This is a genomic window from Nocardia sp. NPDC127579, assembly GCF_042672005.1.
Lineage (GTDB): Bacteria > Actinomycetota > Actinomycetes > Mycobacteriales > Mycobacteriaceae > Nocardia.
Window position 1 is genome coordinate 1 of the sequence record NZ_JBHXVZ010000019.1, and the last position, 18789, is coordinate 18789.

The 18789-nt window shown below is 66.4% G+C and carries 23 protein-coding genes and 1 pseudogene; 7 read left to right on the forward strand and 17 right to left on the reverse strand.

Features of this window, described 5'->3' with window-relative positions; all coding sequences use genetic code 11:
* Positions 1 to 44: 44 nt before the first annotated feature.
* The 9 genes from ACFVMC_RS32975 to ACFVMC_RS33015 are packed head-to-tail and all read right to left on the reverse strand — an operon-like array spanning position 45 to position 7397.
* On the reverse strand, positions 45 to 611 hold the full coding sequence (locus ACFVMC_RS32975) for a hypothetical protein (RefSeq protein WP_379216875.1): 567 nt from the start codon (positions 609 to 611) through the stop codon (positions 45 to 47).
* The gene (locus ACFVMC_RS32980) at positions 608 to 1621 is read right to left on the reverse strand and encodes a hypothetical protein (protein WP_379216877.1); all 1014 of its coding nucleotides are present in this window, start codon (positions 1619 to 1621) and stop codon (positions 608 to 610) included. Before ACFVMC_RS32980 ends, ACFVMC_RS32975 begins: the two co-directional genes overlap by 4 nt.
* Complete coding sequence (locus ACFVMC_RS32985) at positions 1618 to 3060, reverse strand: hypothetical protein (RefSeq protein ID WP_379216879.1); 1443 nt, start codon at positions 3058 to 3060, stop codon at positions 1618 to 1620. Before ACFVMC_RS32985 ends, ACFVMC_RS32980 begins: the two co-directional genes overlap by 4 nt.
* A 49-nt stretch (positions 3061 to 3109) precedes the next feature.
* The gene (locus ACFVMC_RS32990; protein ID WP_379216881.1) at positions 3110 to 3604 is read right to left on the reverse strand and encodes a hypothetical protein; all 495 of its coding nucleotides are present in this window, start codon (positions 3602 to 3604) and stop codon (positions 3110 to 3112) included.
* A 26-nt stretch (positions 3605 to 3630) separates the two neighbouring features.
* Positions 3631 to 5742 carry a hypothetical protein gene (locus ACFVMC_RS32995; protein WP_379216882.1) on the reverse strand — a complete coding sequence of 704 codons (2112 nt, stop codon included), beginning with the start codon at positions 5740 to 5742 and terminating at the stop codon, positions 3631 to 3633.
* On the reverse strand, positions 5739 to 6485 hold the full coding sequence (locus tag ACFVMC_RS33000; RefSeq protein WP_379216884.1) for a hypothetical protein: 747 nt from the start codon (positions 6483 to 6485) through the stop codon (positions 5739 to 5741). Before ACFVMC_RS33000 ends, ACFVMC_RS32995 begins: the two co-directional genes overlap by 4 nt.
* A gap of 8 nt (positions 6486 to 6493) precedes the next feature.
* Complete coding sequence (locus tag ACFVMC_RS33005) at positions 6494 to 6904, reverse strand: RRQRL motif-containing zinc-binding protein (RefSeq protein ID WP_379216886.1); 411 nt, start codon at positions 6902 to 6904, stop codon at positions 6494 to 6496.
* Positions 6901 to 7143 (reverse strand): hypothetical protein, encoded by a 243-nt coding sequence (locus ACFVMC_RS33010; RefSeq protein ID WP_379216888.1) that lies wholly within the window; start codon positions 7141 to 7143, stop codon positions 6901 to 6903. Before ACFVMC_RS33010 ends, ACFVMC_RS33005 begins: the two co-directional genes overlap by 4 nt.
* On the reverse strand, positions 7140 to 7397 hold the full coding sequence (locus ACFVMC_RS33015) for a hypothetical protein (protein ID WP_379216890.1): 258 nt from the start codon (positions 7395 to 7397) through the stop codon (positions 7140 to 7142). The genes ACFVMC_RS33010 and ACFVMC_RS33015 overlap by 4 nt, the downstream gene beginning before the upstream one ends.
* 348 nt (positions 7398 to 7745) lie before the next feature.
* Between ACFVMC_RS33015 and ACFVMC_RS33020 the strand changes: the two genes are divergently transcribed.
* Genes ACFVMC_RS33020 through ACFVMC_RS33030 form a run of 3 tightly spaced genes read left to right on the forward strand, consistent with a single transcriptional unit; the run spans position 7746 to position 9831 of the window.
* The gene (locus ACFVMC_RS33020) at positions 7746 to 8576 is read left to right on the forward strand and encodes a GntR family transcriptional regulator (protein ID WP_379216892.1); all 831 of its coding nucleotides are present in this window, start codon (positions 7746 to 7748) and stop codon (positions 8574 to 8576) included.
* Positions 8573 to 9130 carry a kinase gene (locus ACFVMC_RS33025; protein WP_379216894.1) on the forward strand — a complete coding sequence of 186 codons (558 nt, stop codon included), beginning with the start codon at positions 8573 to 8575 and terminating at the stop codon, positions 9128 to 9130. The genes ACFVMC_RS33020 and ACFVMC_RS33025 overlap by 4 nt, the downstream gene beginning before the upstream one ends.
* Complete coding sequence (locus tag ACFVMC_RS33030) at positions 9103 to 9831, forward strand: hypothetical protein (protein ID WP_379216895.1); 729 nt, start codon at positions 9103 to 9105, stop codon at positions 9829 to 9831. The genes ACFVMC_RS33025 and ACFVMC_RS33030 overlap by 28 nt, the downstream gene beginning before the upstream one ends.
* A gap of 878 nt (positions 9832 to 10709) precedes the next feature.
* On the opposite strand, the gene ACFVMC_RS33035 is transcribed toward ACFVMC_RS33030, so the two are convergent.
* Together ACFVMC_RS33035 and ACFVMC_RS33040 are read right to left on the reverse strand one after the other, a co-directional pair.
* Complete coding sequence (locus ACFVMC_RS33035; RefSeq protein ID WP_379216896.1) at positions 10710 to 11123, reverse strand: hypothetical protein; 414 nt, start codon at positions 11121 to 11123, stop codon at positions 10710 to 10712.
* Positions 11120 to 11599: a hypothetical protein gene (locus tag ACFVMC_RS33040; RefSeq protein WP_379216898.1), complete on the reverse strand. Its 480-nt coding sequence runs from the start codon at positions 11597 to 11599 to the stop codon at positions 11120 to 11122. The genes ACFVMC_RS33035 and ACFVMC_RS33040 overlap by 4 nt, the downstream gene beginning before the upstream one ends.
* Before the next feature lie 156 nt (positions 11600 to 11755).
* Between ACFVMC_RS33040 and ACFVMC_RS33045 the strand changes: the two genes are divergently transcribed.
* Positions 11756 to 12259: a GntR family transcriptional regulator gene (locus ACFVMC_RS33045; RefSeq protein ID WP_379216900.1), complete on the forward strand. Its 504-nt coding sequence runs from the start codon at positions 11756 to 11758 to the stop codon at positions 12257 to 12259.
* Positions 12260 to 12412: 153 nt separating this feature from the next.
* Positions 12413 to 12673, forward strand: a pseudogene (locus tag ACFVMC_RS33050) (NUDIX hydrolase); the annotation flags it as partial.
* Positions 12674 to 12982: 309 nt separating this feature from the next.
* Here ACFVMC_RS33050 and ACFVMC_RS33055 read toward each other — a convergent pair.
* Both ACFVMC_RS33055 and ACFVMC_RS33060 read right to left on the reverse strand, forming a co-directional pair.
* Positions 12983 to 13192, reverse strand: a complete 210-nt coding sequence (locus tag ACFVMC_RS33055) for a hypothetical protein (RefSeq protein WP_379216913.1) — start codon at positions 13190 to 13192, stop codon at positions 12983 to 12985.
* A gap of 120 nt (positions 13193 to 13312) precedes the next feature.
* Positions 13313 to 14020 carry a hypothetical protein gene (locus tag ACFVMC_RS33060; protein ID WP_379216915.1) on the reverse strand — a complete coding sequence of 236 codons (708 nt, stop codon included), beginning with the start codon at positions 14018 to 14020 and terminating at the stop codon, positions 13313 to 13315.
* A 363-nt stretch (positions 14021 to 14383) separates the two neighbouring features.
* Here ACFVMC_RS33060 and ACFVMC_RS33065 point away from each other — a divergent pair, with 363 nt between their 5' ends.
* On the forward strand, positions 14384 to 15172 hold the full coding sequence (locus tag ACFVMC_RS33065; protein ID WP_379216902.1) for a ParA family protein: 789 nt from the start codon (positions 14384 to 14386) through the stop codon (positions 15170 to 15172).
* Complete coding sequence (locus ACFVMC_RS33070) at positions 15169 to 15567, forward strand: hypothetical protein (protein WP_379216904.1); 399 nt, start codon at positions 15169 to 15171, stop codon at positions 15565 to 15567. The genes ACFVMC_RS33065 and ACFVMC_RS33070 overlap by 4 nt, the downstream gene beginning before the upstream one ends.
* On the opposite strand, the gene ACFVMC_RS33075 is transcribed toward ACFVMC_RS33070, so the two are convergent.
* From ACFVMC_RS33075 to ACFVMC_RS33090, 4 genes are all read right to left on the reverse strand, one after another.
* Positions 15564 to 15731: a hypothetical protein gene (locus tag ACFVMC_RS33075; RefSeq protein WP_379216906.1), complete on the reverse strand. Its 168-nt coding sequence runs from the start codon at positions 15729 to 15731 to the stop codon at positions 15564 to 15566. The two genes, ACFVMC_RS33070 and ACFVMC_RS33075, sit on opposite strands and share 4 nt — an antisense overlap.
* A gap of 1249 nt (positions 15732 to 16980) precedes the next feature.
* Positions 16981 to 17439, reverse strand: a complete 459-nt coding sequence (locus tag ACFVMC_RS33080; protein ID WP_379216908.1) for a hypothetical protein — start codon at positions 17437 to 17439, stop codon at positions 16981 to 16983.
* Between the two features lie 5 nt (positions 17440 to 17444).
* The gene (locus tag ACFVMC_RS33085; RefSeq protein WP_379216910.1) at positions 17445 to 18257 is read right to left on the reverse strand and encodes a DUF2637 domain-containing protein; all 813 of its coding nucleotides are present in this window, start codon (positions 18255 to 18257) and stop codon (positions 17445 to 17447) included.
* Positions 18254 to 18742, reverse strand: coding sequence for a hypothetical protein (locus ACFVMC_RS33090; protein ID WP_379216911.1), 489 nt, complete (start codon positions 18740 to 18742; stop codon positions 18254 to 18256). Before ACFVMC_RS33090 ends, ACFVMC_RS33085 begins: the two co-directional genes overlap by 4 nt.
* Positions 18743 to 18789 lie beyond the last annotated feature (47 nt).

Consider the following 18789-nt stretch of genomic DNA (forward strand, 5'->3'; position numbering starts at 1 on the left):
GGCCGCGGGCATGGTCGCCTCGATGCTGGGTGCAGGGATGGTGCTCATCGCTCGGCTCCGTCCCGCTCCGCGGCGGCACCGAAGGCGTTGCCGCCAAGGCCCGCCAGCGCGCTGACGGGCTGGCCGGAATCCGCTGTGCGGTCGGTGGTACGGCCGAACACCGGCGGCGGGAACTCCGGGGTGTAGCGGGCCGAATCCGCGCTGGTCGTGGCCAGCGAGTCGGTCCAGCTGCCGTGGCCGGTCAGCTCCCGGCCCTGCTGCATGTGCCGCCAGGTCATCGGAACCATCACGTCCCAGCCCTGGGCGCGATCGTGGATGACCTGGTCGTGCAGGCGGCCCATCGTGTCCGGTGCACGTTTCCAGTCCTGGTGGATCTCTTCCAGGTCCCGCCACGCCTGTCCGTATTCGTCGTCGCGCTGCGACCAACGGCCGCTGACCTGGTCGGCCTGCTCGATCAGCAGGTCCATGTCGTGTTCGGTTTCGGCGTCCAGGCTGGACCGCCACAGATCGGCGGCCCGGTCGTAGTCGGCGCGCATCCGCGCTTCTTCCGGGTCGGCGACCTTGTCGGCGTAGCGGGCGGTGTACATGTCGTCCAGGGCGTCGCGGCTCATCGCTCGGCTCCGTCCCGCTCCGTGGCGGCACCGAAGGCGTTGCCGCCCAAACCGGCCAGCGCGCTGGCACCGGTCAACTCGCGGGTCCGAGCCGAAGCGGCGGCTGTGGACACCGGATACGGCACCGACCCGCTCATCGTGGCCGCCTGCTGCTCCCAGGCAGTGCTGTGCGGGCCGGGATTCGACAGCAGTTCGCGGACCTGGTCCAGGCTGCGCACGTACGGCGCGCTGACGCCGGCCAGGTTGTCCACCCGCGCCCGCTTCACCATCGCGGTGGCCTCGTCCAGGCTTTCCGGGCTCTCGGCGTACCACCCGGCCAACGAGTTGAGCGTGATCCACTGCTCACCGATTTCGTCGTCGCGCGTCTCCCAGCGGGCCCGGATCTCTCCGGCCTGCACGCGCTGGGTCCGCAGATCGGTGCCCGGCCCAGGATTGGCCATCTCCTCCCGAATCAGATGGATCCGGGCGAAATCGGCGCGCATCACCTGTTCGGCCCAGGTCGAGCAATGCGGGTAGTGGTTCGGGTTGGTCGGATCGGCAGGGTCCGAGGACCGCGGCGGCACGGTCGTCGTGCCGTCGAAGCGGCTGAAGTCCGCGCCGGCGGTCCACTGCCCGTGGCCGGTCAGTTCGCGGGCGTGCATCTGGTTGCGCCATTGCAGCCCGCTCATGGTGTGCTGGCCCTGGCTCCGGCCGACGGTGGCGCGCTCCAGGGCGACAGCCATCGAGTCCGGCTCGGAGGTCCAGTAGTGCACCGCGTCGGTGAGTTCCCACCAGGCCGCGCCGAATTCGTCCTCGCGCTGCTCCCAGCCGGTCCGGATCTCGTCGGCCTGGGCGAAGGTCGCGTATCGCAGGTAGGGGTCGTCGGTCCGCCATGCCGCTTTGCGGAGGTCTTCGACCCGGTCGAAGTCCGCGCGCATCAGCACCTCGGTCTCGTCGGCGACCCGGCCGGCGTAGCGGTTGATGTAGATGTCGTCGAGATCGTTGACCGGGGTGGTGTCGGTGGAGGTCATCGGTCCATTCCTGTCTCGTGGGCGGAAGCGGAGGAAGCGGCGAAGGCGTTGCCGCCATGGCCTGCCAGGGCGCTGCCCTGGTCGGCAGAGTTGTTGTGGCCGTTGGCTTTCCCGTTGGTCGAACGACCGGAAAGCTTCTCGTTCTGCGCCCGCAACTGCTTGTTCTCGGCGGCGAGCTTGGACACCTGCTTGGCGAGCTCGTCGGCGCGCTGCTGCCAGCCCGGCGAGTTCGCGTTGCTGTGCACCCGGTTCGAGTCCAGCTCCAGCTCGGTGACCCACTGTTTGGTCGCACCGGCCACATGCTCGAAACCGCCGTCGCTGACCCGGGTCGCGGCCTGGCGGTAATTCGGGCCCGCGTCCTCACGTTCGTGCACAGCGGCCTTGAGCTGAACCCCTGGCACCCAAGGGGTTTCGCGCACCTTCCGATCGGTCCAAGCTGCCGCTTCGGCCTCCGACGGGTGCAAGCTCTCGGTCCCGTGGGTCTCGGTGCCCGGCCCACGGTTGCATTCGACCCGGCCGATGAACCGGCTGTTCTCCACCGCGTACTCACGTTCGTAGGCGACCTGGGCTGGGCTCATGCCCGCAGCGAGTCCCTTCTCGGCGGCCACTCGAGCCGCGTGATCAAGGCTGTTGAGCCGCGATATCGACGCGGTCGGCGCCAGGTTGTGCCAGCGCAGACCCGCGCCCCGGATCGCCTGCACCGCCTCGGCCTGCCCGGCGGTGTAGTCACCGCCGGGCCGCACGGTCGCCGCGCCGGCCTCGGTGCGCTCAGGGCGCGTGGATTCTGTCGGGCGGGTGCGCATCTCGGCGAGCTGACGCCGCAACTCGGCGTTCTCAGCCGCCAGCACCGAATTCGGGGCCGTCGTCGCCCCGGCGCGGGCTTGCTGTTCGGCCAGGGCGCGCTGTTCGGCCAGCAGTCGCTGGTTCTCCTGCTGACGAGACGCGATCCACCGTTCCGAGCGAACGCCCGCCTCGCGGGCGGAGAGCGCGGCATCCGGGTTCATCGGCGCGAACACCCGGCCGGAATGCTGCGCGGGGTCGTGGTCCAACGCGTCCAGCGCCTGCACGACCTGCCCGCGATGCTCCAGGCGTAGCGCGGTGTCGTGCAGGGTGGACTCGATGCTGTACCGCATCGCCTCCATCCGGGTCCGGGCCTGGGTCATGTCGACCCCGGCCGCCTGGCGCCGTTGTATGGCCAGCGATTCGGTGCGGTAGTCATCGACGCGCTTGTGGAACCACGCGGCGGCGATCCGTTCCTCGGCGACCCGGGCCTGGATCGCCTCGACCATCTCGCGACGCTCGGCGCGGGTCAGGCGGCGCGCCCCGGTGTAGCCGTGACGGGCCCGATGCGCGGCGATGTAGCCGCGAGCGGACTCCAGGATCTGACGGAACATACGCCCGGTCTCGCGGGTGGTTTCGTCAACTTCGTTCTGCGACATGCGATTTCACTTCCTATCTGGTTGATATCGAAAGGCGGATCTACTGGAATTACTGAGCGGTGCGGCGCTGCTCGTATCGGCCCCGAGCCACCGACCAGGCCGTGACACGGCGCTTGACCGCGGCGCAGAAATCCGCGACCGCGTAGAAGGTCATGCGCACCGCGGTGATCGGGCCCGGTCGGCCCGCGCACATCCACCAGGCCGCGCCGACCAGGCACAGCCCGTAGAACTGGAGCGGACCCGGAACCGGCGCGATCGACACCACGAGCACGAACCCGATGCCCGCGCTCCACGCCGGTGCCCACAACCGCACGGTGTCGCGGACCCGCGCGGCCCGGGACACGTGCGGGGTGAGCACACGGCCCAGGCCGCCGCCGTCCGGCACGACCGGCACGACCAGCTGTTCGGCCAGCTGCGCGGCCTTCGAGCCGTCCAGGTCGGCCTGCAAACCGGCCAGCGAGTCGAGTTCGGCCTGGCGCTGGGCCGGGGTGAGCCCGACGATCTCCTCGCCGTGCTCGTTGGGGTTGACGTTCGGGCTGGACATGGCAGGTTTCTCCTTCGATCAGGTGCTCAGGCGTGGCGGCGCTTGGATAGGTCGATGACCGGAGCCAGCCGCGGTTTCGGGGCCGGCGCTTCACGCACGGCCGACAGACGCGGCAGCGGGCGCAGCGAGGACAGGGTGTTGTCATCGAGCGGGGACACCCGGCCCCAGCGGGCGCGGCCCTGGGAGACGAACACGATGTCGCCCTTGCCCATGCGCCGCATCTTGTTCGGATCGAGCAGGAACTTGTCGTGGACCTGCACGTTTCCCTCGTCGCCCGCGCTGGCGCCGCTGATCAACTTCCGCGACTGCTCGAACCGGCGCTTGGTGCCGTGGGCCTCGGCGAGCTTGTCGCCGCCGAGCTCCTGGCCGCCGTGCAGGCCACCACCGGATCCAGCACCGACCAGGGACTGGCGCTGCTCGTCGTTGTAGCCCAGGCCGTTCCAGTGCTGGGCGAACCACCAGGTGCCGATCTTGGCCTTGCGCAGGCGCATCACCCACGCATCCGCGCGGGTCTTGCCGTCGCTCACGGCGCTGAATTCATCGACAGCCAGCAGGGATTCGCGGCCGTGGTCCTTGTCGGCGAGCTGTTCGAGCATGCAGCCCAGGGCCGCGAACTGGGCGCGGGCCTGATCAGGTGCCTTCACGCCTTCGAGCACGATGTAGAGCACGTCGAAATCGGTGATGACCTTGCCGCCGTCGAACGCGTCGCCCAGCGCACGGTAGAGGTTGCCGAACTCCGAACGCGCCGAGGACATCACCGGCTGCTTGCCTTCGAGGGTGGCCGCGAGCTCCAGGTCGACACCGGGGACGCCGGTCCACGGCATCGGGTTCTTCTCATCGAAGACGGCCGGGCTGGCACCCCACAGGATCGCGAGCTTCTTCTTGTCGAAGCGCGAGAGGAATTCCAGCCAGTCCCGGGGCGGATTGTGGCCGTGCGGAACACCGTTGATCACCTGCGCGGGCGCGTCGACGATCAGGTGGATCAGCGTCTCGCGGATGTTGTGGAAGTAGCGCTCGGTGTCGGTGGTCGGGGTGGATCCGCCCGAGATCATCGCCGAGAGCACCGACCGCAGATCGCCGATCTGCTCGATGCCCCACAGGTTCAGGCGCACCGCGAACTGCGCGGCCTCGCCGCTGAGCTGCTGCTGGGTGACGATCCCGATCCGCGAGGCCGGCACTCCGAGCCCGCGGAACCACCGCGACAACCGGGTCGCGGCCTTGATCGACTCCGGGCCGCCGTTGCAGTCGATCACCATCGACAACGGACGTCCGGGCCGGTCCAGCCGCCACCACTGCCGATGCCGCAACCACGCCGTGGTGTGCCAGGACAGCAGCGCCCGCAGCATCAACGTCGTCTTGCCCTTACCGGAAGACGCGACGGTGACCATGTGCTCGCGCATGTTGATCCACGGCACGATCAGCCGGGTCTCCACCCGCGCCACCAGCAACCGGACCATGCCCTTGGGCGGTGCGGCGCTGTCTTCCAGGGCCAAGCGCCCGAACAGCATGTGCGGGTTCATTCCGCCGGTGCTGAACGGCAACCGGTACCGGGAAAGCCGTGCCGCGCTGCGCTGTTCACGCTGGGCCTGCAACCACAACGCCCGCTCGGTCTTGGCCGGTGACTGGAAACCGTGCGTGATCAGCTGCACGCGGCGGTTGGTGTAGAGCAGGGTCGCCAGGATCCACGCGCCCGGGATCAGCAGCACCAGCATCGCCGCCGCGCCCTCGGGCCGCTGCCCGGACATCAACATCTCGACACCGGTACGGAACCGGGTGTACGGCTCCTGCGCATCCCACGAGCGCAGGGCCGTCGCCCCCGGCAACGCGACCAGCGCGCCGATCGTCCAGTTCCGCATCCGCGCCGGCGTCCACGCCAGCAGCGTCGCGGTCAACATCAACATCCCGATCAGCACCAGCACCACGCCGATGCCGATGCCGATCGCGAACAGCCCTGTCCCGACCTGAGCCCAGGTCAGATCCTCCGGAATCGGCGTGTAACCGCCGAAGAACGTGGCATCCGGCGTATCGGGGAACCCGGTCGGCTCGGGCCCGGGTGTCTTGCTCGGCTCCGGCGCCGGGGTGATCTGCGACGGGTACGGGTCGCAATCCTGCGGGGTGATCAACGGCTTGCAGCTCATGACCGCACCACCCGCTCCGGCTGACCGGGGCCGTCGTCCTGGCCGTCGTGATCAGAGGCTCCGCCCTCGATCACTCGCAGACCTGGACGATGCTCGGTCCTGGGTGTGAGCACCTGCTCGATATCGGCCACCCGGATCGCTGGGCCCTCGATGCCCGCGCACGCCTGCGCCGCGGCGGTGATGACACTGCGCACCGCAGCGCCCTTGCAGTAGTAGATCAGGCCAGCGCAATCCGCCTGGGCGGCAGCCGTTTTCGCTTTCGCGACCGCAATCTTGGCCTGGGCGTCGTTCTTCGGAGTCAGCTCCGCCTCGACCGCCCACAGCTTGCCCTGATCGTCGTAGAACCGGCCGTCGTGGATATGGGGCCGCAGCTGACCGGCCTTGACCGGACCGACCTGCGCCCGCAGTTCGCGTTCGGAGATCCAGCGGTCCAGATCCAGCCCGACCAGCGCCATCCGCAGATCCAGCACCGTGGTCACGTGCGCGGCCATCTTCGGTGTCGGCGTCCAGTACCGCGCCGAGATCCCCATCAGCGCCTCACTGGCCGATCGGGTCGGAAACACCCACGTCGGGCCGAGCACGGGCCGGATCCGCAGATCCGAGATCATGTGCGCGGCCCGCCATTTCGCGGTGATCCGATACGCGGACTTGGTGCTGACTCCCAGCATCGACGCGACGCGGTCCATCGGCGCGCCGTACATCAGCGCCAGAATGGTCAGCACGACCATGTCGCGGGGATTCATTCGTTGACTCAACGGTCGAAACCTTCCTGCTCCTGCTGCGCGGCGAAAGCGTTGCCACCCAGGCCCGCCAGCGCACTGACCTGGGAAGTCGGTTCGGCCCACGCAGGGCCCGGATCGCCGATCTGGGCGAGTTCGGCGCGATCGACACCACGGCGCTCGGCGGCGCGCAGCTGGTGCTCGCGGGTCGCCCGCGCCAGCGCTTCCAGCTGCGCCGCCGAAGGCTCACGCTTCGGGGCGGCCTGGGTGATGTCGTAGAGGTAGGCGACTCCCGCGCCCCGAGGCAGCGGCACCACACCCGCGATGTCCTGACCGTTCGGCCGGAGTCCCTCAGCAGCGAGCTGACGCCGGGTACGCAGATGCGTCGGGGCGCACCGCCACGGATAGGTCGGGATCCCGCCCGGCTCGGTGTGGGCGCTCATCGGCCGACCAACACGTAGTTGTTGCTGGTCAAGCGCGCGGCATCGAGGGTGATGAGCTTCTTCACCAGCCCGCCGGCGGTCTGGACCGCGACGGTGACCTCACAGCGGTCCTTGCCCCGGTAGTCGGTGTAGGGGGCTGCGATGGACTGCACGACCACGGTCCTCGGCTCGTCGCGCTTGGCGTCGCGGTACAGCTGACCGATCCGGACCGTGCCGGTGCGGGTGGTGTAGGAGTTCATCGCTGCCACCCCGCCGGGACCTGCTGAGGCACAACGCAACCCAGCTGCGCGGCACGCGCGACCTGATCAGCGCGGCAAACATTCGGACTGGGCACGTACTGCTTGTAGTCCGCCCAGGCCGCCGAGCAGGCCACCATGCCCACCAGCAGTGCGAGCACCAGCAGTGCGAGCTTGACCTGCGGCGGAAGCATCCCGATCGCCGACCCAAGCCCGCGGGCGACAGCAGCGTCGGTCTGCACAACCGGGCCGATCATCGCATCGCTCGCTTTGTGCGCTTGAACAGTCCAGCGCCCTTGATGAGTCCCCAACCGAACAGAACCACAACGAGCAGCTCAATTGCAGCCGTCCCTGCGGTGAGCAGGGCCAATAGAGCCAACGCGGCGAGCAGGAGCATTGCTAGAGATCGCATCGGTTCCTCTCCTTGAGAGATCGATATCACATCTGAACAGTTCAAAAAGTAGCATCTGAACTGTTCAGATGTCGAGAGATTCTCAAGAAATTCACCAGAAAATACGCAGCTAAGCGCCTTTGAATTCGTAGGATGTCCCAGGCAACTGCTACCGTCTACCTGCTGAAACAACGATCAGAACAGGGACCGGGACATGACTGAACAGATCAGTGGGGATGCCCGATCGGCTCAGATTGCGCGTGAGATTCGGAACGAGATCGAAGCTGGCCGGATCCGGCCGGGCGCGAAACTGCCGTCGAGCAGGACGCTGGCCGAGCAGTGGAACGTCGGGCTCGGCACGGTGAATACCGCGATGGATCAACTGGTGCGAGAAGGGCTGATCGTCAGTCGCCCGCGGTCAGGTCGTGTAGTAAGCGATGCGGCGCAACGCGCCGCGCGCCCGGCGCTTGCGCGGCCTCGGGCGGTTTTCGTCGGCGGTTACGCTGGCAGCGGCAAGACCGAGACCGGACGCATCCTGGCTCGGCAAACTGGCTGGGCGATGCTCGACAAGGACACTCTGACCAGGAGTGTCGTAGATACAGCCCTGGTCCAACTCGGCTCGACCATCTCGGATCGCGAGTCCGACATCTATCTCAACGTGGTGAGGCCGGCGGAATATCAGTGCCTGGAATCGACCGTCATCGAGAACGTCTCGTGCGGGGTGAGCGTGATCGCGACCGCGCCCTACCTCAAGGAGTTCCACGAACCCGCATGGTTCGAGCGGACCGCTGCAACCCTGGATGGGCTCGGCGTGGATATGTCGGTGATCTGGATTCGCTGCTCGGTCGATTCGATGCGGTCATACATCGAGCGGCGCGGCGCTGCTCGTGATACCTGGAAGTTGGCGAACTGGAGCGAGTACACGGGCAAGATCGACCCGAAGTTCGCTCCGCCATGGGCACATACAGTGATCAGCAACAACAGTTCCGACGAACCGCTGCAAACTCAGATTGCGGCGTTCCTGCGCACACTGGAACCACGATGAACCTTCCGATTGGGGTCATCCTCTACGGCGGGCCCGCCTCGGGGAAGGACACCGTGACAGAGCAGTTGGGCCAGGTCTCCGAGCACACCCAGCTGTTTCGTCGCATCAAAATCGGGTCCGGCCGAACGGCTGGCTACCGCATGTCGACCCCTGAGCATTTGGCCAGCCTTCGAGCGGGTGGGCAGGTCGTGTGGGAGAACGAGCGATACGGCTCGGTATACGTCATCGATCGACCAGAACTTGAGCGGATGGCTCGTGAAGGCCTGGTGCCCGTGGTCCATATCGGCCAGGCCGCGGCTATCGACGCCATACGGTCAACGGCTGGGCCGTTCCGCTGGATCGTGGTGGAACTCTGGTGCACCCTCGAGATCGCTCGCGAGCGCATCGAAGCGCGCCAAACCGGCGACACAGCAGAGCGCCTCCACGCCTGGGCCGAAACCGGACATCTGACTGGCCCAGACCTTTTCGTAGACACCGGAAGCACGTCGGCCGCCACTGCGGCCGGGCAAATCCAGGAGATCCTCGCTTGCGCACACTCGTCGTCCCCACGCTGATCCCGACGACACGTGATGGTGAGCCGGACTGGGACGCCACCCGTCGTTACGCCCTTCTGGCTGCCGACACCTGGATCGATCGGTTCCTCCTGAACGGCTCAACTGCCCGCGGCGACGAGCTGGCCGCCGACAAACGTGCGCAGGTTCTGGACCTCTGGGCCGACATCGTCGGGCCGAAGCGGCTGCTCGCGTGCTGCTGGAACCCGGAAGATATCGTCCAAGCAGGTGGGCGCCAGATAACCCCGATGGTGGTTCTCGCCGGCATGGATCACACCCAGAGCTTGGAATTCCTGGCTTCCTTACCGGCCGATGCGACGATCTACAGCCATCCGATGTTCAACAGCGCCGGATTCGGCGCGGAGCTGGCGCACGCGGCTGTCGAAGCTGGATGCCTTCCCGCTGGCGGCAAACTCGCGAAGATTCGACCGCAGCAAATCGAGGAGATCCACCGCGTCGCACCAGCATTCCGAACCTGGGACGGATCATCCCGGCACATCGCCCGCTCAGTTGAGGCCGGCGCGGATGGCGTAGTCGCCACACCTCTTACTGCGTCCCTGTCCAGCTGCGTGAGCCCGCGGTCTATCGAGCAAGTGCAGAGCCTCGTGGATCCAATCCAAGCTCATCTCGACCGCCTGCCTGACCGCCCGGCCCGAACCCGGTACCTCCTCGACCTTCTCGATGTCGAGTTGGGTTCTCGGTAGAGGGAGCTGCATTTGGACTGTTCCCCTGGTAGGTGCATTCAGCAACAATATATGCATAGGTCCTAATATGCGCATTAACGCATAGTTGAATCTCGACCTTCTGTTACTTGAGTACGAACCGCACGTCTACCGAATCGCTGGTGAGACGACTCCGCGATCTCCGGTCCGATTTCCCCGCCAGTCGGCGGGGAAAGGAACGCGCGAAGCGCGTGCTCTGCCCATTCGGCGCTCCCCACCACCGTGGCCGTTGGCATTAACCGGCTCCGGGTGGTGAGGGTGGTGGTGAGCGCCGGGACCCCCCTAGAGGCGAGCGGGATTCGGGCACACCTGTGCCTGAGCGCATCGCCTCTAAGGGATCCCGCACGGGTTGGTACGTCGTCTCCGGTATGGAGCCGGGCGTATGGAGCCTGCTTGGGAGCGCTGCGGGTATTACTCGCCTGCGCTGGGACCGGTCCTGTGCTCCTGGCTGCCAAGGCCGCACGCACACCAATGCCTGCGGACCTCTGTCGATCTGCTCGTCCACCGCGTCGGGTCCACCTTCACCGCGGGACGCCAGAAGCTCTCAAGCCGCAATTGAGTCCTGCCGGAGGGCTAGCCGGGGGGCGGAAAAGTCCTGGTGATGGTGGGTGCCATCCCACCTATCGGACACGTCCTACCTGCATACCGGAGCGGCGCTTGGGACGTTGAGGTTTCCTGGGGTATCCTCATCCCTGAAGTTTTGATGACTTCGAAAAGCGCTCCTGGATCCGGCAAGATTTGGGGCGCTTTTCGCATTTCCGGACAAATTTCGCCCGGGGTGTGCTGCGGGCGATCCTTCCACCGTGCGGTGTGATCACCTAATCGGCGCGCCGGGACGTGCCGATGAATCTGGTTGACTTTCAACCCAACTCGAGTCGCGACTCGACCACACGCAGCCGTGGCCGTGGCATGTCGATGCCGAAGCTCTCGGCCACCGTGCGGTCCAGGTGCAGCATCCGCTGATCGGTTCGGTCTCGGCAGCTCTGGGGGCTGTCTCTGCACACCAGGAACGTCCCGCCGGTCGCCGGATCGTCGAGGATCTCGACCTCACGCTGCAACGCGAACCAGTCTCGGCCGACGTAACCCTGATGGTCCTTCTCGCACAGCACACAGATCGGTGCGGTCCACCCATGGTCTTTCAGTAGTGCGTCCAGCGCCCGCTCCTCTGTTACGCGCGGGGTGGTCAACCACCCACACGCGCACACCGCCCGGAATTTCTTGCCGACAGGCAGATACCCGGACGGCAGATGCACCCGGGATGCCGCGGTGCTCACTCGGCACCGTCCAGGACGGCGCGGGCTCGCGCGGTGTCGTGGAACTCTGGCACGTACTGCTCCTGGGCCGCGATCTTGCGCTTGTACCAGTCGATCGCGCCCTGCTTGGTCATGTCGAGCGCGGTGCCGATCGTCGACCAGCTCGCGCCGGCCTCGCGGGCACTTTGCATCGTCGCCCAGCGGCGACCGGTGAGCAGGTCGACCAGCCGCCGGTTCGCCTCGAGCGCCTGTAGAGCGGTGACGTCGGCGAGTTCGGCGATCTCGGCGCGCCAGAGTGCCGCGACGTCGATCTCGGGATTGAGTTCGACCTCACCGGCGGCGAGTTTGGCCAGCGATTCGCGCAGGAACCGGATGTGGTGGAAGGTGTTCCACGCCGCGTGCAGGGCGCGTTCGTCTCCGTCGCGCAGGAGGGCGACGATGTCGGTGCCGATGGGCAGGTAACCGAGGTCGGTGGTTGCGAAGTACGGAATTCCCATAAGACAAGTTTACTTGACTCCGGTAAGTTTTCTTGTCGAATCGACAAGATTTCTTGACGCGAATTCGGCCGGTTCCAACCACCGATAAGTGATCGTTATCGGCAGTCAGACCTACTTATCAGTGCATAATCTGATAAGTACTGATAAGCTTGGAGTATGGCTCAATACCACGACATCGCCGATCGCCTGCGCGAGCGAATCCAGTCCGGCGAATTCCCCATCGGCGCGAAGCTGCCCAGCATCAGCGAACTGCAAGAGCAGTACGCCGTGCACAGCCTCAACACCGTGCGCGCGGCTCAGCAGCTGCTCGGCGAAGAAGGGCTCATCGAAACCCGCCAGGGCGTCGGCGCATTCGTTACCGGCACCGAATCGCTCAAGACGATCGACGTGCAGACCGAGCTGGCCGGCCTGCGCGATCGACTCACCACCGTGATCGCCGCCATGGACAGCCAAAAACATCGGCACATCACGATCGACCTCGATGATCCGGCCGAACCGGATCAGTACTTCGCACTCACCGATGCCCTGCGAGATTGGGCCTGGCGCCATCGAAGTGAAGCCGAGGACGAAAGCAAGGACGGGGATGCCCGGCGCGCCCAGGACCTCATCAAGTGGGCCGAATCGGCCGAGCGCCTGCTCGAACGCATCGAAAGCGCATAGCGGCGTCATGGCAAGGCTCATGTCTGTTTCCTTGACCGAACCGCAGGTCCGGGCCCGCAGCAAATCGGTGACCCGGCGTATGGGCTGGACCTACGCTCGCCCCGGCGACCGACTCACCTTGTGCCGCAAAGTGATGGGCCGCAGGAAAGGTGAGTGATTTTGTCCGCGATCTCTGACGGTGGTGATGTCAGCGCGATCGCCTGGGTACCAGTCGATGGGCTCCTGGCCGGACATCAGCACCTGGGCTTCGACCACGACCGGATCGCCACCGACGCGGTCGACTGGGTCCGATCCAAACTGGAAACCACCACGTTCGCGGCCGCCTTCGCCGGACCCGAATTCACGATCTCGCAACTGCGGCAGATCTACGAAATCATCTGGGGCGCACCGCTGGATCAGCGGAATTTCAATCGCAAGATCACCAGCACCGAAGTCCTGACCTCGACCGGGCACCAGAGCGCCGGTCTCGGGCGACACAAGCGCGACATCGCGGTGCGATCCTGCCGCCATGATCTACCCGCCCATCACCCGACCGCACGCCTGACGGCTCGGATTCCCTACGCGCGGGCGCGCGAGAGTTCACCAGTGAATTCCGAGTGTCGTGTTCGGTGTCGTGTTCCGTATCGCGATCAAGTCAGGACACCCTGGCGCGTGAATATCGCTGGTCAGCGCCACTATCAGCCCCGATGTGCAGCCAAGGGTCTTAACTCCGATCAGGAGTACTCATCTCGCGCCGGGGCGTGCGTCCGCATCGGGATATCGGCGCTCAAGCTGCCCGTCCGGGCCGACCGAGAGCTGCACCCGCACGCCGACGTCCAGGACGTCGAACAGCCACCGCAGCGCCCGGGACCGCTCTATGGGTTTCAGGGGTTCCAGGGCGGTATAGGCGGTGCGCATCGCCATCAGTTCCGGAGATTCGAAAATCGTTGTCATGGTGGCAGGATCGCACCGCGATGTCGCGCTTGTGTCGCACGCTCTACCACGAGGTCGAGCGTGTCGAATCGATCGACAATCATGCACTGCGAGCTACATGCATGTGTGCATGCATGTAGCTCATTGGCCACTTCGGAGTGCCGCCGCACGGGCCCTTGTTTCCGCGGCCTGTTCGGTTGCCTCGGGCCGGTTCTCCTCCTGGCCGATCCGCTCCAGCAGCGCGGCCTTGCGGTCGAGCATCTGAGCGACCTTGGCTTTGTCGACGGTGAGCGGATTGCGGTAGACGTGCTCCAGTCCGGCCAGTACCTGGTTCATCTCCTCGAGGGTGCTGAGTTCGGCCAACCCGTCGCTGACCGGCTGACCGGCCTCGTAGCCCCCGTGCTTGCGCGCCCACTGGTCGAGCCGATGCCGCGTTTCCGTGGGCCGGTAGGCAGCCTCGGGCAGACGCAGATCGCGAATGACGCCGCCGCGCATCGGATACAGGGGTTCATGCAGCGCCTGTCCCCACTCGGCCACGTCCTCACGGAACTTCCCGTGTGCGGACTGGCGGGTGATGTCACCGAGGCTCTCCCCGAGTACCTCCCACGAAGTGCTCTTCTCGCGCTCGTAGATCACAGCCCGGGCCAAAGCATCCTCAGCCATAGCTGCGAGCGCGCGGACCGCAGCCACAAACTCCCCTGGATGCGCACCGGCATCCCCGGTCGTCGGCACCAGCGCAGCGGCGCGATCTGCCAGCTCGGCGAGCTGGTGCGAAAGCGTCAGTCGCGCCAGCGCTTTCGTGCTGTAGGCGAATCGGTCGTCATCGGGATCGATCATCTCGGAAGCCACGACTGTCAGTCTACGCCTGACAACGCTCCATGTCAGGAAATTCCTGACATAGTGATGCATGTAAATGCACAAGCAAGTAAACATGCATGCAAGATGCTCGCGATGGCGGCGAGTTCGAGCACTTGTCAGGGCGCGCCAGACAAGGGGGTCCCGGCCGGCTTGCGCAAGCTACGTCGTGCAGGCGGCAAGATTTCAGCTAGTTCGCAGGTCAAGTCATACATGTAAATTCACTGGCATACATGCCTGTTTGCCTGCATGAGCACATGCAAGTAGATAGAATTGAGCTATGACTTCGCCGCAGAATCTGCCCACCAGAGCCGACATCTTCGCCAAAAGTGCACTGATCGACGGGTTGGAGACGCTGTGACCCGCGTACTGGCAGTCGCGCTGCAGAAAGGTGGCGTCGGTAAGACCACCACCACGGTCAACCTCGCGGCCTCGATCGCCGAGTTTGGCCTGAAAGTGCTCGTGATCGACCTCGATCAACAGGCCGACAGCACCGAATGCCTCGGGGTCGAACTCGGTGACGACGACGCGACCATGTGGGAGGTGCTGCACCTCGACCGCGCAGAGCGCGTCCCGCTCACCTCCATCATCAAGGCATCCGCGGTCCCCGGTGTCGACGTGGCCCCCGGCGCCCTGGCGCTCAAGGAGATGGAACGCACCGGCCTCGGCCCCGGCGGGCAGATGCGGCTGGCCCGCCAGCTGGACGAGATCACGACCTACGACTTCGTGCTGATCGACTGCCCGCCCGCCCTCGGCGAGCTGACCACGGCCGCGCTGGCTGCCGCCGACGACGTGCTCACGCCGATCTCTCCCGGCCCCAACGAGATCAAGGGCCTCAAGCGGCTCGGAGCCACCGTGCTCGACGTCCAGGACGAACTGAACCCCGATATCGAGATCCGGTACCTGCTGATCGCGGGCTACGACGGGCGCACTCAGGTCTCCAAAGACATCCGGGCGATGCTGCGTCGCGACTGGGGCGACTGGGAAGACGGCGGCGGCTACGTGGGCGAGGTGCGCCACACCGTGCGCGTCGCCGAGGCGACCGCGCGATCCATGCCGCTCGCGGTCCACGCGCCGACCAGCACGGCCACCGAGGACTACCGCGCTATCGCCAAGCGCATCATTGAAAGGGTTCGCGAATCATGAACGCAGCAGCCAAGCCCGGCCTAGGCGACCTGTCGAGCACCCGGCCCATGTCCCGCGCCGCACGCCGCGCCGAAGCCGAGCGGATCCGGCTCGAGCAGGAACGCCAAGCCGAGGCCGGCGGAAACGGCACCGCCGAGCTCGACGACCAACTCGACGCCGATATCCAACTGCTGCACGAACCCGGCGAGCCGACCGTGCAACTCCCGCTCAAACGAGCCAAGCGCAAAGTCCCGATCGCCACCCAGATCCGCCGCGAGACCGAAGCCCGAGTCGAGTGGGCACAGGCTCGTGGCGCCGCGCTGACCGATCTGGTCGACGCCGCGCTCAACGCGTACCTGGACGCGGCCGGTGTGCCGCAGCCGGGTCCGGACGGCACGGTCTCCGAACCCGCCTAGAGCACGTCCGGAAGGTAGCGCAGCTGCCGCCGCGCCCGCCGACGCACGCTCGGGTGCCCGTAGACCACCGCGAGGGTCATTCGCAGCTGCGCGAGCTTCCAGCGGCCTTCCACGGTCGCGTAGCGGGCATCCAGGACATCGTCACCGAGCTGGTCATCGTCCACGCTGAAACCTGACGCGCACCAGGCCCGGACGGTTTCGCACGGACGCGCGGTTGTCCGCTGGTGTCCGCCCCGGCTCACGGCCGCCCGGGTGCTCACCGCTGTCCGCAGTCGAGCAGCCCGTGTCGGTAGGGCTGCGGTAGACCTGCTCTGCCGCCGGGTCCGCGCCCACCCTTTCTGCGAGGCCTGCCCCGCGGCGAGCGGCGGGGCTCCGGGGCAGCGCCCCGTGCGCGGCCCCTGGCCGCGAGGCTCTTCCGAAGTGGAGCACGGCTTTTGGCTGGTGTGGGTTCCTTTCCGCTCAGCCTGAGAGCGGTTTGCCGCGCCAGGTCCTGGGTGTCCAGGGTGGCGCTTGCGCCATCGCGTCAGCGACGCCGTAGGCGCCCTGGATTCCCAGGATCTGGTGTGGCAGCTCTCAGGTCAGGCTGAGCGGAAAGGAACCCACACCAGCCAGTCGTGCGCAACGCAGGCGCGAGCGCAGCTCGCGGTCGACGGCGCCCAGCGCCGGCGCACCAGCTCCACATCGCGACTCGCGTAGCGCATCCGGATCATCCTCGGGATCCGCGCATCTCTAGACCGCCACCGGCGCACCTGACCAGACCACTGCAAGCAGCACCGCAGGTGCTGAATCGTCGCTCACGTAACCAAACAGCTAACTTTCCGCCAACCCTCCCAACGCAACCAGAGTCTTTTTTCTTTTTCTTTTTTCTTTTTCTCTCTACCCCCACCCCCTCAGATACTTACCACTTCTTTTGATTTCTCCCCACCCACCCAGTCCGACATCTCATGAGCACGAAGTGGTTATGAGATGTCGGACTGGGTGGGTGGGGAGAAATCAACGGCGCTTGCGCCGTCCGCCCAGGTCAGAGGAGGGGGTGGGGGTAGAGAGAACGTGAGAAAAAGTGTGACTCCGCCCGGCGCTTTTGTTCTTGATCTTTCTCCTGACTGTCTCACTGTTTTCTCACCCTGACCTGGCACAAGATCAGAAACCGGAACGCGAAAGGCAATCCTTCCTCGGCCGGTCATTATCTGATCGTCACCGGGGCAGTTCAAGGGCGCTCCTGGCGTCGCGTCGCCTTCGGCGATGGCCTGGCGGCCACCCTTGAGCAACCCCGGCGACGACACAGGGCGGCACGTATGAGGAAGGGATGGGGGACGATAGTCGGGTCCGCGAGCTGGGCTCGCCCGGTCCCGGACATGTGAAAGGCCCCTGCCGCATCCCACGCGGCAGGGGCCTTTTCGGCTGGTCAGACGGTTATTCGGCGAGTTCCTCCAGGAACGCGCCGACCTGGGCGAGCGTGGCCTCGTTGGGCGGCTCGTACTTCACGCTGTAGAGCTTGGGCGGGGAGTAGTCGGCGTTGAACGCCTGCCCGGTGCCGGTAAAGGTGACGGTCACCGTGGCGCCAACGCGCAGGTCATCGTCACCGGCGGCCAGGATCGCCTTGCGGAACGCCTTCTGCAGGTTGCCCTTGACGAACAGCTTGCGGCGGCCGTCGTCGTCCGGGTCGACCTGCCAGCGGGTGAGGATGGTGACCTCGGCCTGCTGGAGCACCCGGCCGTTGCTGGTGGTCTTGGCCTTCTTGGTCTTCGGGTCGATCTGGTCGGTGACCTGCTGGCCCAGCACCACACCGGCCACGGTGGTGCCCGGCTCGTCGTGCTTGGAGAAGGCCGAACGGACGACTTTGGGCTCTTCGGACATGATGAACGAGGTCATGACAGTTACTCCTTGGTGAATTCGGAAACAGGATTTCCCCCGGCCACGAGCCGGAAGTGTGGAGCGGGCAACGCCCGCGGTTCGCCAGCCTCGGCGTCGGCCAGCCGGGCCAGAATCTTGCCGACCGTGCCCGGGTGCACACCGACATCGGCTCCGATCTGGCGGTAGGACCGGCCGGCCTGGTGCTGACGCAGAATCTCCGCGTCGCGCACCGCGATCGGGTCCGGTTCGATCACTGTCGCCTCGGCGACGGTGGCCGTCGCCGCGTCGCCGCCGCTGTCGCCGGTCGGCGCGGTGCTGTCGCCTCGCGTCGCCCAGGTGTCGCCTGCTGTCGCCTCAGCAGGTTCCGGACGCGGTACCTCCAGCAGCGCGGTCAGCCCGTGCGTGGCGGCCAGGCCCGCCAGCGGTGCGGCACCCGCCACGGTCGCCGCGAGCATCGCGGGCAGCACACGCTGACCGGATTCCGCAGCGTGCAAGGCATTTCCGGCCACTGAGACCAGCTCCGCGAGCGCGAGCTCGGACCAGAAGAACCAGCGAGTAGCTTTCGGGATCTCGATCCCGGTGCGCTCGCGCCGTTGCAGCGACACCAGGGCGACAGCAGATTGCACGATGGCGCCGTCTACGAACATCGGGCCAATCCAGGCCAGCTGCCACCGGATCCCGGCCATCCGCGACAACTCGGTCAACGCGTCCGCCGACCACGCGAACGCACCGATACCGATAACGACAGTCATCGCCAACGCGGTGATTTCGGCGAAGTCGAACCGCTGGGTCGCCTGCGGCGACACCACCGCGACGCTCGGCGACACCGTGCTCATCGCTCGGCTCCGTCGCGCGACGTGGCGACACAGAAGGCGTTACCGCCCAAACCGGCCAGCGCCGAACCGGTCTCGGCATAACGCGGCGAGTGGAACAGCCGCTCCTGTTCGGCGTGCAGGGCGTGCCCGGCAAGCTGATCCAGAGCGTTGTCGAGATCGCCAGCCAACTCGCGGTTACGGTCGTCCAGATCCGCGATGCGGTGCTCGGCGGCGTCGAGTTCGGCCGTGACGGCGGCCAGCTGCTCGGCCAGCAGCGCCGCGCGCTGATTCGCCGCGATCAGCCGATCCTCCACACTGCCCGTCGCGGTCGGTTCCTGGGCCTTCAGCACCGCGACCGCTTTCTCGCTGCCACCGAAGGGGCCGGCGGCGCGCACGACCTCTCCGAGCGTCACCGGATGCGAGCGCATGTACTCACCGAGATCGGTGCGGGTGACCGAGGCCGCGGGCATGGTCGCCTCGATGCTGGGTGCAGGGATGGTGCTCATCGCTCGGCTCCGTCCCGCTCCGCGGCGGCACCGAAGGCGTTGCCGCC